The sequence below is a fragment of the Lacinutrix sp. YIN62 genome (genome assembly GCF_057219185.1).
On the sequence record NZ_JBXVVH010000002.1, the window covers coordinates 151,502 to 165,933 of the forward strand.

15 protein-coding genes are annotated in these 14,432 nt (G+C 32.8%); 6 read left to right on the forward strand and 9 right to left on the reverse strand.

All coding sequences use genetic code 11. From position 1 onward, the window contains the following. Positions 1-8 precede the first annotated feature (8 nt). The 5 genes from AC2D8I_RS02095 to dapF all read right to left on the reverse strand — a co-directional run bounded on the left by AC2D8I_RS02095 (position 9) and on the right by dapF (position 4,037). Positions 9-677: a peptidoglycan-binding protein LysM gene (locus AC2D8I_RS02095; RefSeq protein WP_484704334.1), complete on the reverse strand. Its 669-nt coding sequence runs from the start codon at positions 675-677 to the stop codon at positions 9-11. 107 nt (positions 678-784) lie between these two features. Further along, entirely contained in the window at positions 785-1,750 is a 966-nt protein-coding gene (locus tag AC2D8I_RS02100; protein WP_484704335.1) for a DUF2279 domain-containing protein, read from the reverse strand. Then, complete coding sequence (gene mltG, locus AC2D8I_RS02105) at positions 1,695-2,738, reverse strand: endolytic transglycosylase MltG (protein WP_484704336.1); 1,044 nt, start codon at positions 2,736-2,738, stop codon at positions 1,695-1,697. The genes AC2D8I_RS02100 and mltG overlap by 56 nt, the downstream gene beginning before the upstream one ends. Beyond that, positions 2,728-3,261, reverse strand: a complete 534-nt coding sequence (locus AC2D8I_RS02110) for a GNAT family N-acetyltransferase (RefSeq protein ID WP_484704337.1) — start codon at positions 3,259-3,261, stop codon at positions 2,728-2,730. The genes mltG and AC2D8I_RS02110 overlap by 11 nt, the downstream gene beginning before the upstream one ends. Continuing rightward, entirely contained in the window at positions 3,249-4,037 is a 789-nt protein-coding gene (gene dapF / locus AC2D8I_RS02115) for a diaminopimelate epimerase (RefSeq protein ID WP_484704338.1), read from the reverse strand. The genes AC2D8I_RS02110 and dapF overlap by 13 nt, the downstream gene beginning before the upstream one ends. Positions 4,038-4,214: 177 nt before the next feature. Between dapF and AC2D8I_RS02120 the strand changes: the two genes are divergently transcribed. The 5 genes from AC2D8I_RS02120 to AC2D8I_RS02140 all read left to right on the forward strand — a co-directional run bounded on the left by AC2D8I_RS02120 (position 4,215) and on the right by AC2D8I_RS02140 (position 9,691). Beyond that, positions 4,215-5,621, forward strand: coding sequence for a trypsin-like peptidase domain-containing protein (locus AC2D8I_RS02120; RefSeq protein WP_484704339.1), 1,407 nt, complete (start codon positions 4,215-4,217; stop codon positions 5,619-5,621). Between the two features lie 133 nt (positions 5,622-5,754). Next, positions 5,755-7,203 (forward strand): glyceraldehyde-3-phosphate dehydrogenase, encoded by a 1,449-nt coding sequence (locus tag AC2D8I_RS02125; RefSeq protein ID WP_484704340.1) that lies wholly within the window; start codon positions 5,755-5,757, stop codon positions 7,201-7,203. A gap of 164 nt (positions 7,204-7,367) precedes the next feature. After that, positions 7,368-8,006: a tRNA (guanine-N1)-methyltransferase gene (locus tag AC2D8I_RS02130; protein ID WP_484704341.1), complete on the forward strand. Its 639-nt coding sequence runs from the start codon at positions 7,368-7,370 to the stop codon at positions 8,004-8,006. A 205-nt stretch (positions 8,007-8,211) separates the two neighbouring features. Next, positions 8,212-9,120 carry an SIR2 family protein gene (locus AC2D8I_RS02135; protein ID WP_484704342.1) on the forward strand — a complete coding sequence of 303 codons (909 nt, stop codon included), beginning with the start codon at positions 8,212-8,214 and terminating at the stop codon, positions 9,118-9,120. Positions 9,121-9,244: 124 nt separating this feature from the next. Next, positions 9,245-9,691: a KTSC domain-containing protein gene (locus tag AC2D8I_RS02140; RefSeq protein WP_484704343.1), complete on the forward strand. Its 447-nt coding sequence runs from the start codon at positions 9,245-9,247 to the stop codon at positions 9,689-9,691. Between the two features lie 83 nt (positions 9,692-9,774). Here AC2D8I_RS02140 and AC2D8I_RS02145 read toward each other — a convergent pair whose 3' ends face one another. The 4 genes from AC2D8I_RS02145 to AC2D8I_RS02160 all read right to left on the reverse strand — a co-directional run bounded on the left by AC2D8I_RS02145 (position 9,775) and on the right by AC2D8I_RS02160 (position 13,813). Further along, complete coding sequence (locus AC2D8I_RS02145; RefSeq protein WP_484704344.1) at positions 9,775-10,380, reverse strand: carboxymuconolactone decarboxylase family protein; 606 nt, start codon at positions 10,378-10,380, stop codon at positions 9,775-9,777. Between the two features lie 6 nt (positions 10,381-10,386). After that, positions 10,387-11,940, reverse strand: coding sequence for a serine hydrolase (locus AC2D8I_RS02150; protein WP_484704345.1), 1,554 nt, complete (start codon positions 11,938-11,940; stop codon positions 10,387-10,389). A 50-nt stretch (positions 11,941-11,990) separates the two neighbouring features. Next, positions 11,991-13,226 carry a glycosyltransferase gene (locus AC2D8I_RS02155; RefSeq protein WP_484704346.1) on the reverse strand — a complete coding sequence of 412 codons (1,236 nt, stop codon included), beginning with the start codon at positions 13,224-13,226 and terminating at the stop codon, positions 11,991-11,993. Positions 13,227-13,339: 113 nt separating this feature from the next. Beyond that, positions 13,340-13,813, reverse strand: coding sequence for a heme-binding domain-containing protein (locus AC2D8I_RS02160; RefSeq protein WP_484704347.1), 474 nt, complete (start codon positions 13,811-13,813; stop codon positions 13,340-13,342). 36 nt (positions 13,814-13,849) lie between these two features. Here AC2D8I_RS02160 and AC2D8I_RS02165 point away from each other — a divergent pair, with 36 nt between their 5' ends. Next, positions 13,850-14,425 (forward strand): adenylosuccinate lyase, encoded by a 576-nt coding sequence (locus AC2D8I_RS02165; RefSeq protein WP_484704348.1) that lies wholly within the window; start codon positions 13,850-13,852, stop codon positions 14,423-14,425. The last annotated feature ends 7 nt before the right edge of the window (positions 14,426-14,432 follow it).

Genomic DNA, 14,432 nt, shown 5'->3' on the forward strand with positions numbered 1-14,432 from the left:
AACCTTGCCTAAGCCTTTAGAGAGACTCTAGGTTTTTTATTTGGTTTTATTATTGAAGTATCGTAACCTGAAAATCGTTTCATATACGAATAGATTGAGGTACCATAAGCATCTGAAAACCCTTCTTTACCATAGCTTCTAAGGTATTTCTTTACACTCCCTGGTCCTGCTAGATGAGCAGCTGCAAGAATTCCTGATTCGGTAACCTTTATACCATTTATATATTTCCCTTCAAAACGCTTGATATCTCGCCTTAATACCCACTTATTACGCTCTGTATTAGCTATAAAAGCCTTTTCTTGTAACTCTGGATTATTTAAGAATTCGTGCGTATCATTAATACCAATCACCTTAAGCGTACTTCTTCCAAATTGATATTTACCGAGGTAACCTAAAGTATTTACTGAAAAATAATTGTTTTGAGATTCCTTAAATCCCAATGCTTCCTTAAATCCTAAGAAAGATTTTCCTAATTCTGGTGTATATTGCTTCTCTGTTTCAAGAATCAAAATATCATTGGCCGCCTCTAAATTAACAGTATAATCTAGATTTAATCCTTTAGTGGAATAATAATGCATATTAACATCCACTTTTTCATCTGTTGATAGCGATACAACAACTAAAACACAAATTGTAACCGCTAGTAATAAAAAACTTGCTATACTCTTTTTGTTCATAATGTTTAATTTCTTAGACAATGTTTAATCAAAAGTTATGCCTAAAATTTCAGCGTGCAAAATTATAAATAAAAATTAATATGGCAAAATTAATCGTTTAACTACGATTAAAAGTATATAGCGTGGAACTTTATGTCATTTTCATCGTTAAACTCCAAGGTTGGAAATGGAATTTTAATGGCGTTAAAAACATCTAATAACACCTTAAAAATCCGAGAGTTAGTTTTAATTTTAGATAAATCTATATCTAAACTCATATAATATTGTCTCCTTCTTTTTTTATTAGGAAACAACAATGCTTGTGTTTCTGGAGTTCCCGCTAACATCCCTTCGCCTCCATAACCAACGGCAACATTTAACCACTTTGGAATGCTATTACCCTTAAAAAAGGAATGTAAATTGGCGCTTAACCAATAGGTCTGGCCGTTATAATCCTTAAGTACTTCTTCTAAAAAGCCTGCTCCGAGCTTATCTGGCCGTAATTCAGCATAATGTGTTTGATGAAAAGAATATTTTAAGGCAATACGCTGTTCTTGCCACAATAGTTCTTGCCCGATATACAAGCCTGCTCCAGATGCATTTGACAAAAAGTCACCCCAAGAAAATCCCCACTCTTGTGAAAAACCATCTAAAACTTCAACTGCTGTTAAGAAGGAAAACCCTAAAGTTCCACCATAAAGTAATTGATCCCTTTCTTTTAGTCCCGCCCATTTTAATGTTTGAGCACCAAATTTCCCTAATTGGTATGCAGTAAAGCTATGTCCCAACTTATCCATTTGCAACCATTCGTTGTTATCGTTTATAGTATGAAATTTAGATTGTTCATAATCACTATACCACAACTGATTTAAAGCAACAAGCGTTAAGCCGCCTATTGCAGCTTCAGAGATTACAATTGCATTTCTTCTAGATTTATTTAACGAATCACTAGGCTGAAAAAAACTATGGGTTCGCGTTTGGGAAAATATTGAAACGGGAACTAATAATAATATGAGATATCTATATATTGTGATCAATTTATTTATATATACCTTGTGATGATAAATAGGAATGATACGCTCTTGCATTTGCATTATGCTGCGCTAAAGTTTTTGCAAACTTATGAAAGCCTAAACGCTTAGCATCTGCTACAAAATATAAATAGTTGTGCTTTTCACTATTTAAAACGGCATCTATGGCTGATACGTCTGGCATAGCAATTAAGCCTGGTGGTAATCCTGCATTTGCATAAGTATTATATGGTGAAGCAATCTCTTTATGAGCATTTAAAACCCGCTTTATAATCTGGCCTTTATATTGTGGTAATTGATATGCCGCATAGCGAATCGTAGGATCTGCTTGTAAAGGCATTCCAATTCGTAGTCTATTTAAATAAACTCCCGCAATACGAGGTTGCTCGCTTACTTGTTTAGATTCCTCGTATACAATCGAGGCTAAAGCGATAACTTCCGATTCGGTTAAACCAATTTTATTTGCTTTTTCTAATCGCGACTTATTCCAGAATGTTTTATACTCTTTAAGCATTCTGTCTCTAAATTTTTCAGCAGATGTATTCCAAAATAATTCATAACTATTAGGAATATACATCCCCAAAGAAGTTTCAGGCTTAAACCCATTCGCTTCTAGAAAGGACACATCGGTCATGGCTTTAAGTAACGATAAGCTATCGGCATCTATTTGTAAAGCTATTCTACCGGCCAATTTCTCAATTGTTTCCTGGTTGTTAAACGTTACTTTTATGGGAATGTTATGACTTCTAATGGAATTAATAATATCATTATTACTCATACCTTTTTTAATCTCGAAACGTCCAGACCTAATATTTGATATATATTTTTTTTGTTTAGCAAGAGCATCAAAGGACGCTATATCATCTAGCAAAGGTTCCAATGTTTTTCTAACAGCATCATAATTAGCCTTTTTGGAAATGGTTATTATTACGGTCGTTTCATCGAAAGCTGTATTGGGTTTAAACATTGCTCCATATACAAAATAAGCAAAGTACCCAGCGATAATTAGACCAATAGCAACAATGGCAAGAAGTATTTTTTTAATATACATTAGTATTTATGAGTTGAAATAAATATTCATTTTTAAAAACTCCATTATGGAAGTTCCAGTCTTTTTTTAATCCTATATTTTTAAAACCTTGATTTGTAAATAATTTAATACTGGCTTCATTTTCTTCAGAAATATTACAATATAATTGATGAAGATCCAAATGTAAAAAACAATAGTTAGATAATAACTGAAGCGCTTCACGGCCATAGCCTTTTCCTCTATTTTGAGTTTCCTTTACCAAAATACCAATCCCTGCTCTTCTGTTTTTTACATCAAAATCAAAAATATCGATCAGCCCTAGTGCACCCCCTTTATAATTAGAAATAACCAATCGCAATTGTTTCACCTCATAAATATCCTTGTGTGCATGTTCCAAATATTGTTTTATCAAAAACCTAGAATATGGCGTTATAGTATTACTTATCTCCCAAATGGATTCATCATTTTCGATACGATGAATAAAATCCAGATCATCTGGTTCCAAAGGCCTTAAATAAATATGTTCTCCTTTTAATGTTGGCATTTTATTTCTCCTTTAAAAACTTGTATTGCCAATCCCTTAAGCCATATATTTTTATATCCTTTTTCATTGTTTTCAAAAGACACTTTTAAAACACCTCCTTCTGTATTTAACGTAATTTCATTTTCTGTAGTTTCCTTATTATGATGCATTGCAAGGGCTACAGCTGTTACACCTGTACCACAAGACAGTGTTTCGCCTTCAACACCTCTTTCATAGGTACGTACTTTAAACGTCTTTGGATTCATTTTTTCTACAAAATTCACATTAGTTCCTCCTACTGCATTGTATAAATTCCCATAGCGAATTTTAGCACCTTCTGCCGCTACATCCATCGCTTTTAAATTTTCCACCATTGTTATATGGTGTGGAGATCCCGTATTTAAAAACATATGCGTTTCAAAATGCTCTATAGACTCAACAGCTTGCATTTGAAGTTCTACAAAATCATTTTCAATATAAGCATGATGTATTCCGTCTATTGCTGTAAATGTTGTGTCTTTAGTTATAATTTTCAAGAACTTTGCAAAAGCGACAATACAACGTCCACCGTTACCACACATACTACTCTCGTTACCATCAGCATTAAAATACAGCATTCTAAAATCGGTTTCTTCATCGTCTTCCAACAGGATTAATCCATCAGCTCCAATACCATAACGTCTATCGCATAAGAAAGCGATGTATTTGGCATCTTTTTTGTTGAATATATTATGTCTATTATCAATAAACACAAAGTCGTTTCCTGTACCTTGGTATTTATAAAAAGTATGTGTCATCTAACTAAAAGTAATTACGACAAATATACTGTTTTAGAAATTTAATTGTGCTGTTAAATACGCGTTAAAGTTGAAAACGACATTCAATAATATTTTAATTTTATTGTTATCAAATTAGAACGACTAATAATTAGCCGTTTGAAAAAATATAAACCTAAACATATAAACACTTAACAAATGAAAAAGATTTTATCGCTGGTTTTAGTTTCGGTGTTAGGAGGAGCAATTACTCTAGGAGCATACAAAACCTTTATTGAAAAAGAACAAAAAGTTGTTATAGGGCAACAACAAACACAGCCCGTATTTGTCCCTACGAGCTCTTCTAAGAATACAAATTTAAAGACAATCGAAGCTATTAGTTTTACAAATGCCGCAGAAAAAACGGTACATGCGGTAGTGCATGTTAAAAATGTAACAACAAATAATAGGCAACCCACACTACAGGATTTATTTACAGGACGTATTCCACAGCGTAAGCAACTTGGAACAGGTAGTGGTGTTATTATTTCTCCCGATGGCTATATTGTAACAAACAATCATGTTATTGATGGTTCTGAAGCATTGAGTGTTACTTTAAATGATAACAGAACAGTAGAAGCTAAGATAATTGGTACAGATCCCAAAACCGATATTGCTTTATTAAAAATAGAATCTAATGACGATTTACCATATATCACCTTCGGGGATAGTGATTCTGCTAAAATTGGCGAATGGGTATTAGCTGTTGGAAACCCTTTTAATTTAACATCTACCGTTACCGCAGGTATTATTAGCGCTAAATCCAGAGATTTGTCTGGACAAAGAAGCCAATCATTTATTCAAACCGATGCTGCTGTAAATCCTGGTAATTCTGGAGGCGCATTAGTAAACACCAATGGAGAACTCGTAGGTATTAATACTGCTATATCATCACAAACAGGATCTTATGTTGGCTACTCCTTTGCTGTACCAAGCAACATTGCTAAAAAAGTAATTCATGACATTATGGAATTTGGAAATGTACAGAATGGCATTTTAGGGGTAACTGGGGGATCTTTAAATAGTAATTATGCTGAAAAATTGGGCGTAACCGAAACTGAAGGATTCTATATAGACAGCGTAGAAGAAGATACTGGTGCTTACTCAGCAGGAATACGAAGTGGAGATATTATTAAAATGATAGACAATATTGAAATAAAAAAATTCTCTGACCTTAGAGGTTTTCTAGATACCAAAAGGCCAAACGATGTTGTAAATGTAAGTTTATTACGTGACGGCGAACAGAAACTTATAAAGGTAACCTTATTAAAAAACAATACTTACACACTTCCTGAAATTGGCGTTATTAAAAATGCAAAACCAAATGATCTTAAAAAATATAAGGTTAAAAATGGGGTTAAGATCTCTAGAATTAGTGGTAATTATGCTAATTATTTTGCTAAAGAAGGAGTCGAAGCAGGCAACATTATTGTTTCGGTTAACGGCATTAAAGTAAACTCTGTAGAAGAAGTACAAAACATTATAAAAAACAGAGATCCATACCAACCACTCAGTATTGAACTTATAAACTCATACGGTCAAAAAAACAGATATGGCTTAAGGTAATAAAAAAAGGATAAACACAAAAAGCACTTTAGTTTACGAACGAAGTGCTTTTTTTAGGTCTAAAAGTTTTATGAAAACGTTTGAAATCGATACTTTTGCAAAAAACAAAACAACACACAAAACACTATAACCAATGCCTGTTAAAGAAACTTACGAAAGCGAATTAGCATTTCAAGCGGATAGACGTAGAGCCACCGTAGAATTTATTAAAATAGTAAGCGATCTTTGGTACGACAAATCTATTGAACTGGTCATTTTTAGAAATCAGTTAATAGATAGAAACGTAAGCCAAATTTTAAACTTACACGAATATGCTGGGGAATTCGTGCAAAAACCTATTTCGGTGTTTGATTCTGTAGAGATTGCTCAAGCTATTAAAACATTGGATGTTCCTCCTGCGAAATTAGATATAGGAAAACTAACTTACGAATATCACCTAGAGGAAAAAAAATATAGCAACGCTATGGCTTTTGTTGCTAATAAGCTTAAAGCTGCCAACGATAACGATGCAATTACACCTAAAGATGTTGTGCTTTATGGTTTTGGCCGTATTGGGCGTTTAGTTGCAAGAGAATTAATGACACGAACAGGAAAAGGAAGTCAATTACGTTTGCGAGCAATTGTAACTCGTGGAAAAATTGACGCTGTAGTTTTAGAAAAGCGAGCTGCTTTATTACGTAACGATTCTGTACACGGTGAGTTTTCTGGAACTGTAGCTATAGATGTTGAAAAAGAAGCATTAATAATTAATGGTACGACTGTTAAGGTTATTTCAGCAAATCAACCTGAAGACATAGACTACACTTTGTATGGTATTGATAACGCATTAATTATTGACAATACAGGTGTTTTTAGAGACAAAGAAGCTTTAACAAGGTTAAAAGCCTCAAAAGGAGCAGATAAAGTATTATTAACAGCTCCTGGAAAAGGAGTGCCAAACATTGTTTATGGTGTAAACCATTTAGAAAATAACCCTGATGAAATAGATATCTTTTCTGCTGCATCATGTACAACTAATGCCATAACGCCTATTCTAAAAGCTATTGAAGACACTTACGGAGTAACTAGTGGACACTTAGAAACAATACATGCTTATACAAACGATCAAAATCTAGTAGACAACTTCCATAAGAAATATCGTCGTGGTCGTGCTGCTGCCTTAAATATGGTCATTACAGAAACAGGAGCAGGAGCTGCTGTCTCCAAAGCCTTACCTAGTTTTGAAGGCAAATTAACATCTAGCGCTATACGTGTCCCTGTTCCTAATGGATCTTTAGCTATTTTAAATTTAGAATTAGAATCTAATGCTAGTGTAGATAGTATGAATGCAACTATGAAAAAATATGCATTAGAAGGAGATCTAGTAGAGCAAATTAAATATGAAATGAGCGATGAATTAGTATCTAGTGATATTGTTGGCAGCTCTGCGCCTTCTATCTATGATAGTAAAGCAACAATTGTTCGCAAAGACGGTAAAAACACCGTATTATATATTTGGTATGATAATGAATACGGTTATAGCCATCAAGTTATTCGTTTGGCAAAATACATTGCAAAAGTAAGACGTTTTACTTACTACTAGTAGCTTCGTACACTTTAACATATGAAAAACGTTTTCAAAAACATCTAAATCTATATGCGTCACGTATATATAAAAGCCTCACCATCTGTGGGGCTTTCTATTATAAAAATTTCAAAAATTAATCTTTTTTCGTAATATTGAGTACAATTAAACTAACTCCCAATATGAATACTATAAAATCTAATATAACACTACTGTTAGTCGCTTTCTCTCTATTTAGTCTTGAAGCTCAAAATACAGTAACACCACCTGAAGGGAAGCAACTTTCATTAGATAGTGGCACAATTGATAGTCAATTTGAATATGTTATCACCAAATCCAGTAACTGGAGTGATCAACGTGGTCAAAACTATGAAGTTATAAAAAGAGCTTGGATATTAAGTTTAAAAGCACATGTTTTAGATTCTCTTAAAGCAGTTCATAAAAGTTTAGGCGATACCAGAAATACCGTAAGTAAACAACTAGAAGAAATAACTCAATTAAAGTCGAGCTTATCAAACACTCAAAATACTTTAGATAAAACCAATACTGAAAAAGACAGTATGTCCTTACTTGGCATACAAATGAGCAAAAGCAATTACAATGGATTACTATGGTCTATAATTGGCGGGCTACTAGCTTTCCTTTTACTTTTTATTTATAAGTTTAAAAATAGTAATTCCATTACCAAGCAAGCCAAAGAAAACCTCATTGAAATTGATGAACAATTCGAAGAACACAGAAGAGTGGCATTAGAACGCGAGCAAAAAGTAAGGCGTCAATTACAGGATGAAATTAATAAGCATAAATCCAATACAAAATAACTACTTTAAAGAAATAACGTATTAAATTTAAAATCTGTAATTTGAAATTACAGATTTTTTTTTTGAACAAATCAATCCCCTAACACCCTTTCAACAATTTATAAGGTAGCTAAGCTATAAAATATTAGAATTTAATTATAAAAATACTATTTTACTTAGATTACACATTTTTAAACCTATATATAACTCATAAAACAAATATATTATGAATGTAAAAGCTGTAAAGCACATATTTTCAAAACATTCTGATAATATAGCTTTTATAATTGGTAATGGTATTAACTTACATTATAATAACGATAATGTTTCTTGGCGGGATTTACTACTAGAACTATGGAATACGCACGCCTTTAACACCCAAACCATCATTCCAGATGGGATTTCTTTTACAGAATTCTATGATGCCTTAGAAATTCAAAATAGTAACCAAAAGAACTTCAGCTCTAAACTTCAAAAGGAAGTACAAAACAAAATGATAACATGGAAACCGGACAGGTCACAGAATCTAATCTTAGATAAAATTAAATCTATGAATGCCCCTGTACTAACCACCAATTTTGATGAGCTAATTCCTAAATCACTAGGCTTAAAGTTTAGAAAAATGACACACTCTAAATTTACAGACTATTACCCTTGGTCTTGTTATTATAGCGACAAAGTACTCATAACACCAACTGATGGGTTTGGAGTATGGTATCCTAATGGAATGCTAAAATATCATAGAAGTATTAAACTTGGCCTTTCTCAATATATGGGAAATGTTCAAAGAGCTAGAAAATTAATTCATCAGTATATAAAAAATAGTAGCACTAAAAATAAAACACCAGAACAACAGAAAGGTTACAATACTTGGTTACATATTCTATTTCATAAATCTATTTTTATCTTTGGATTTGGACTTGATGAAACAGAAGTGTTTATGAGATGGTTATTCATAGAAAGAGCTAAATATTTTAGGAAATTTCCAGAAAGACAACAAAAAGGATGGTACGTTCTAAAAAAAGACGAAACTTCAAGTACTGCTGAAGGTAAAATATTTTTCCTTAAATCTGTAGGTTTCGAAATTATTGAATTAAAAAACTATACAAACATTTACGAAGACATTTGGGAATAACATTAATTAAAAAAGAGATATTTACACCAACCGCTAGTAGTCCTTATTCTTTTTTCTCTATTCGCATTCACAATGTAAAAAGAAAGAGTACCTTTGCACCTTATTAAAAAAAAGGCATCCTTATATGAAGCGTATTAATGAATACAGAAAGTTATTTAATGCAGATAAAGACTCTACACTTAAGACTCTTAAAACGTCTTACAGGGGTTTAGTTAAGGAATGGCATCCTGATAAATTTCAAGAAGGTGACCAAAAAGCTAAGGAAGCAGAACTAAAAAGCCGCCAAATTATAGATGGCTATCATTTTTTGGTTAGTATAGCTCCAGAAACTATTGCTGCCAATTTGGAAGAGTACAATACAACAATAAACAGCCCCATTATGGACTGGAATCATAAAGGGCTTTTACTAGAGGTCTCTTTTTTAGATGGTAACACCTATGAGTTTTTTGGTGTAAACAAGGCTTTATATATAAAATTTGCTCAATCGGACAAGCAAACCCGTTTTGCTAAACGCAATATTTTCAATACGTTTACTTATAGAAAAATAAAAAAGAACCTCCAAGAAGCTTAGCGTTCTCTTGTTGCAATTAATAAAAAAAGCCTTGATTTTCTTCATTAAAAATCAAGGCTTTTTTTTTATTACCTACTTATAATTTATGAATGCGTCCAATTATTTTCATCATCACTATCATTAGGAGAAAGCCCTAAAATATCTCCATCTATCGTTACGCCTAAGCCTAATACCGTTCTATTAACATAATTAAAGTAACTTACGACTTGGTTTAACTCCAAAATTTCTCCATCAGAAAAACCATTAGAGCTTAAAGCTTCAATAGCCGCTTTTGTTATACTTGTATGATCTATTGTTAATTGCTTTGCATATGCTAACCCTGCACTCAATTTAGCATTTAAACAATTTTTTAAACTATCCGTTTCTATATTTTCAAATAATTGCTGTGCGCGCGCTTCATCATTCAACAAACGTTTCAATCCCGAAAAATGATGTTCAACACAATAGCTACATTTATTAAGATAGCTTACATACACGCCTGCAGTTTCTAAATACCATTTCGGTAAAGTATTATTAGAATTGTGCAATACATTTTTATACAGCGCCATATGCCCTGTTAAACTATGAGGCCTTAAACTATGTATAGCCAATACATTATCTACATTATTATTAGGGCCTTTTACTTTATCGTAAATTTTCTTTAAGCGAGGCTCTGCTTCGCTATAAGGGATTACTTTTATCCAGCTCATTATGCCTTATTTTTTTATGCGTTGTAAATCTAAATCTTGAAAATCAAAACTAAAATCTATATTTGGTGAAATCCCTTTTATTTTAATCTTTTGTGCTTTTTCATTATCCTCGAAAACAAAGGTCACAAATGCATCTGCATTCATATCTTGATATTCCCACTTAACAGCAAACGTTTGATCCTTATGAAACTGTAATTCCCCATTTAACTTAGGAGAGCGATGTGATTTAATATAAAGTTTTCCTTTGTTTTTAAAAACCTCAACGTTTCCAAACCATTTATCCTTATACATTCCAACATAATTCCCTTGCGTTATTTTTGATGTATCTGCGGCTTTTACCTCTTCCCATATAGCCTTAGAAAAAGTATCGTTATCTTTGGCTCTTTCTTTAAAAAAAGCGGCATACTTATCTACCCATTCAAAATTGTCTAATCCTAAATAATCATCTACAATAGCATTTGCTACCGATAGAAATAGCCCCGCACCGTCGTTAGCAGTATTGGTAAGTATAACAACGCCCAAATTAAGGTCTGGAATCATAACCGTATTAGATAACATTCCTGGTAATCCGCCTGTATGCTCTACTTTCATATTTCCGTTTACGTCCGATAAAAACCATCCCAAACCATATCCTGAAAAATGAGAATTATATCTTGGATTCCGGTTTACATCCATAACGGTATGAATTTTCCACATTTCGTTATGATTAGATTCGGTAAACAGTTGTTGCTCCAATTGCGCTCCATATTTTCCTTTATTCAACTGTAAAAGCATCCATTGAGCTAAATCATCGACATTAGAAAAAATACCTCCTGCAGCACCATTTATCATGTCTTCAAATGTTGGTATCACTTGTATTACACCTGCTTTAGTCGTATGTGATGCAGATAAATTACTCTTGTCTTTTATTTCTGAATAAGAAGCAAATGTCTGATCCATATTCAAAGGTTCAAGAATTCGCGTTGTAATAAACGCTTCCCACGTCATCCCGCTTTTTCTTGCTATAAGCTCCCCTGCAACTAAATACAAGAGGTTATCATAATCCCATTTCGTTCTAAAGGCCGATTCGGGCTTAAAATACTGAAAACTACTTAGTAAATCGTGCATTGTAAAATCTGCTCCGTCAGGAAAAAACATTAAATCCCCCATTCCTAAACCTAAACCACTACGGTGCGTTACTAAATCTTGGATATTAAAATGTTCCTCTACATAATCATTATACATTGTAAATTCTGGAATATGGTCTTTTACTTTATCTAACCATTTGATTTTCCCTTCTTCTACCAATAAAGCTAAAGCTGCAGTTGTAAACGCCTTACTATTGGACGCAATAGCAAATTGTGTATGCGCATTAACAGGAGCTTGTGTTTTTATAGATTTCACTCCATAACCTTTACTATGTATTATTTTTCCGTCTTTAACCACTGCTACAGCAGTACCAGCTACGTTAAATGCATCCATAGCATAATTTACCAATGAATCTATTTGTTTTGAATTCATTTGCGCACTTATACCATTTGATAATAGTAGTACACATAAAAGTGTAAAAAAAGTCTTCATAATAATTACTAAAGGTTTTATGTTAGGTTAAAAGAATAAATTCTCTTAAATCAATTCTTGTTTTTTTCTTCGATCCATTTACTCATATACTTGGTACTTTTTAATGTATGATGCATTAACATACTTCCCATAAAATTATTTCTACGATGCCTTTCTAAATTGTTTTGTATTTGTTCAATTTTATGGAGAAAATCGGCAGTAAAGAGTAATTTATCGAAACGAATATTAATAATTTTTATCCCATTTTTTTGTTTTCCTTTCCAGAAAATTTTATTCGTATAAAGCTCTATTGCTTTTTTTATAAATTCTGTTGGCTCATCTTCTACAAAACCGTTGGGTTCAAGATCACCATACATCCCTTCCGCCCCAATACTAGTCGTTACGCAAGGAGTTCCATTTAACATAGCATCTATCACCTTTCCCTTTAATCCTGCTCCATAACGCAATGGCACCAAACAAACCTTATATTGGGGCATAACATCGTTTACATTCTCAATAAAACCTTTTATAAAAAAACCTGTTTTAGCATTATGAAGCTGTCTTATTTTTTGTGATTCGTAAGCGCCATAAACATGCATTTCGGCTTTAGGTAGTGCTTTTCGTATCGCAGGCCAAATTTTTTCTTTTAAGTGCAGCAAACCATCCACATTAGGAGCGTGTAAAAAATTACCAATGGTTACAAAATGTTCTCGTACTTTAAAGTCTGGTAATTTCTTTTGTGACTTCAACGAAATAGAATCTAATAAAAAAGGTAAATAATGCAATAAATGCTCATCTACTTTAAATTGCTTTTTCAATATTTCTATTTCTATATGTGAAATCATGAGGCTTATATCGCATCTATAAATACTTGCAATTTCACGTTTGGCAACATCATTATATAGGTAGTTAATATCAAAAACCTTCCCGTCTTTTAAGGCCTGCTTCCTCCCTTTACGTAAACAATGCAAATCTTCTGTATCAAGTAATCGCAAGGCATTGGGGCAATTTTCAGCAACACGCCAACCAAACTGTTCTTCTACCATAAAGCGATCGAAAAGGACAATACTAGGCTTTAAGTCTTTTATAAAATCATCGAAAGTAGAGTCATTTAAAACTATTTGTTTCGTTTTTACGTCTATTGCTTTTAAATCGAAAGCATTGTTGCTTTTTGCACAAGAAGTCGCAAATGTAATGTCGTAATCCTTGGATTGAAAAATTTCGATAAGGTGCATCATTCTACTCCCTGCAGCAGAACTCTTAGGCTCTGGCCATACGAAACCAATAATTAGCAATTCTTTTTTCAAATGAGGGTCGGTTATTTTATCAATAATACTTGTTTTTTTTCAAGTAACAAACTATAAATTCTAAAAAGCAATACCTTTATTCATTCCAAATTGAATGAAATACAACTCTACTTTTATTCTGGTTTTGGAGCTAACGCATACTTAAATCGTACCAGTTCTGCCCAATTTAAAACCGCTTGTATTTGTTCATCGGTTAAACGAGCTTCATTATGCGTCCAAGTATAAGACGGTAAAGGCATTTCTTTTTCTTTAACCATTTCTATAAGTTCTTCGAATTTATGATCTTTTCGTTTCACAGAATTACCTTGCCATTTAGAAACATTAAAGTGGCTTTTTCCATGTGTTATATGATCTGAAATCCAATAATTAACAGGAGTAATATTATTATACCAAGGATAACGTGTGTTATCGCTATGACAATCGAAACAACTTTCTACTAATATAGCTTTTACTGCTTTTGAGGGGTTGGTGTCTTCAAAGAATGCATCTACAGATGCCAAATCCCCTTCATTCTTTTCTGGGCCAAAAAATTGAGCGACTATAAAAGTAAAAAGTAAAAACAAAAGTATTTTTTTTAATATTCGCATTTTCTTAATTTTAGAATTTAAAAATAACAAATTCCGTTGACTACAGAAGCTTTATACCAAGAATTAAATTATGTTAATCATTCTCGCGAGAAAAGACTATACTATGCGCATTTAATTATAAACAATCCCTGTTTAATTCCTAAGGTATTGGATATCTTATTCATGGTAGATGACAAAATATCTGCACGTGCCGCATGGGTCTTCGAATTTATGTGTGGAGAAAATTTAGAAATGATTATTCCCTACTTAGACCAATTTACTAAAAACATTGCAAAGGTTCATCTTGATTCTGCCGTTAGACCTGTCGCCAAAATCTGCGAGTACTTAGTAACCGCCTTCTATTCGAAAACAAAAAACGAAATACAATCGAAATTACGGCCTCAGCATTGTGAATGTATTATTGAAACTTGTTTTGATTGGATGATCAATGATGAAAAAATAGCCCCGAAAGCTTATGCTATGAACACTCTGTTTTTATTAGGTAAAGATCACCAATGGATTCATCCAGAATTGGTATTAATTTTAGAACGCGACTACCCGGTTCAAAGCCCTGGTTTTAAAGCCAGAGCAAGAAAAATTTTAAAACAAATAAAAGCAAAAACTCAAAATTAAAATTTGT

Coding starts and splice junctions, on each gene's coding strand:
- AC2D8I_RS02095 (WP_484704334.1), bottom strand. CDS start 677: ATGAACAAAAAGAGTATAGCAAGTTTTTTATTACTAGCGGTTACAATT.
- AC2D8I_RS02100 (WP_484704335.1), bottom strand. CDS start 1,750: ATGCAAATGCAAGAGCGTATCATTCCTATTTATCATCACAAGGTATAT.
- mltG (WP_484704336.1), bottom strand. CDS start 2,738: ATGTATATTAAAAAAATACTTCTTGCCATTGTTGCTATTGGTCTAATT.
- AC2D8I_RS02110 (WP_484704337.1), bottom strand. CDS start 3,261: ATGCCAACATTAAAAGGAGAACATATTTATTTAAGGCCTTTGGAACCA.
- dapF (WP_484704338.1), bottom strand. CDS start 4,037: ATGACACATACTTTTTATAAATACCAAGGTACAGGAAACGACTTTGTG.
- AC2D8I_RS02120 (WP_484704339.1), top strand. CDS start 4,215: ATGAAAAAGATTTTATCGCTGGTTTTAGTTTCGGTGTTAGGAGGAGCA.
- AC2D8I_RS02125 (WP_484704340.1), top strand. CDS start 5,755: ATGCCTGTTAAAGAAACTTACGAAAGCGAATTAGCATTTCAAGCGGAT.
- AC2D8I_RS02130 (WP_484704341.1), top strand. CDS start 7,368: ATGAATACTATAAAATCTAATATAACACTACTGTTAGTCGCTTTCTCT.
- AC2D8I_RS02135 (WP_484704342.1), top strand. CDS start 8,212: ATGAATGTAAAAGCTGTAAAGCACATATTTTCAAAACATTCTGATAAT.
- AC2D8I_RS02140 (WP_484704343.1), top strand. CDS start 9,245: ATGAAGCGTATTAATGAATACAGAAAGTTATTTAATGCAGATAAAGAC.
- AC2D8I_RS02145 (WP_484704344.1), bottom strand. CDS start 10,380: ATGAGCTGGATAAAAGTAATCCCTTATAGCGAAGCAGAGCCTCGCTTA.
- AC2D8I_RS02150 (WP_484704345.1), bottom strand. CDS start 11,940: ATGAAGACTTTTTTTACACTTTTATGTGTACTACTATTATCAAATGGT.
- AC2D8I_RS02160 (WP_484704347.1), bottom strand. CDS start 13,813: ATGCGAATATTAAAAAAAATACTTTTGTTTTTACTTTTTACTTTTATA.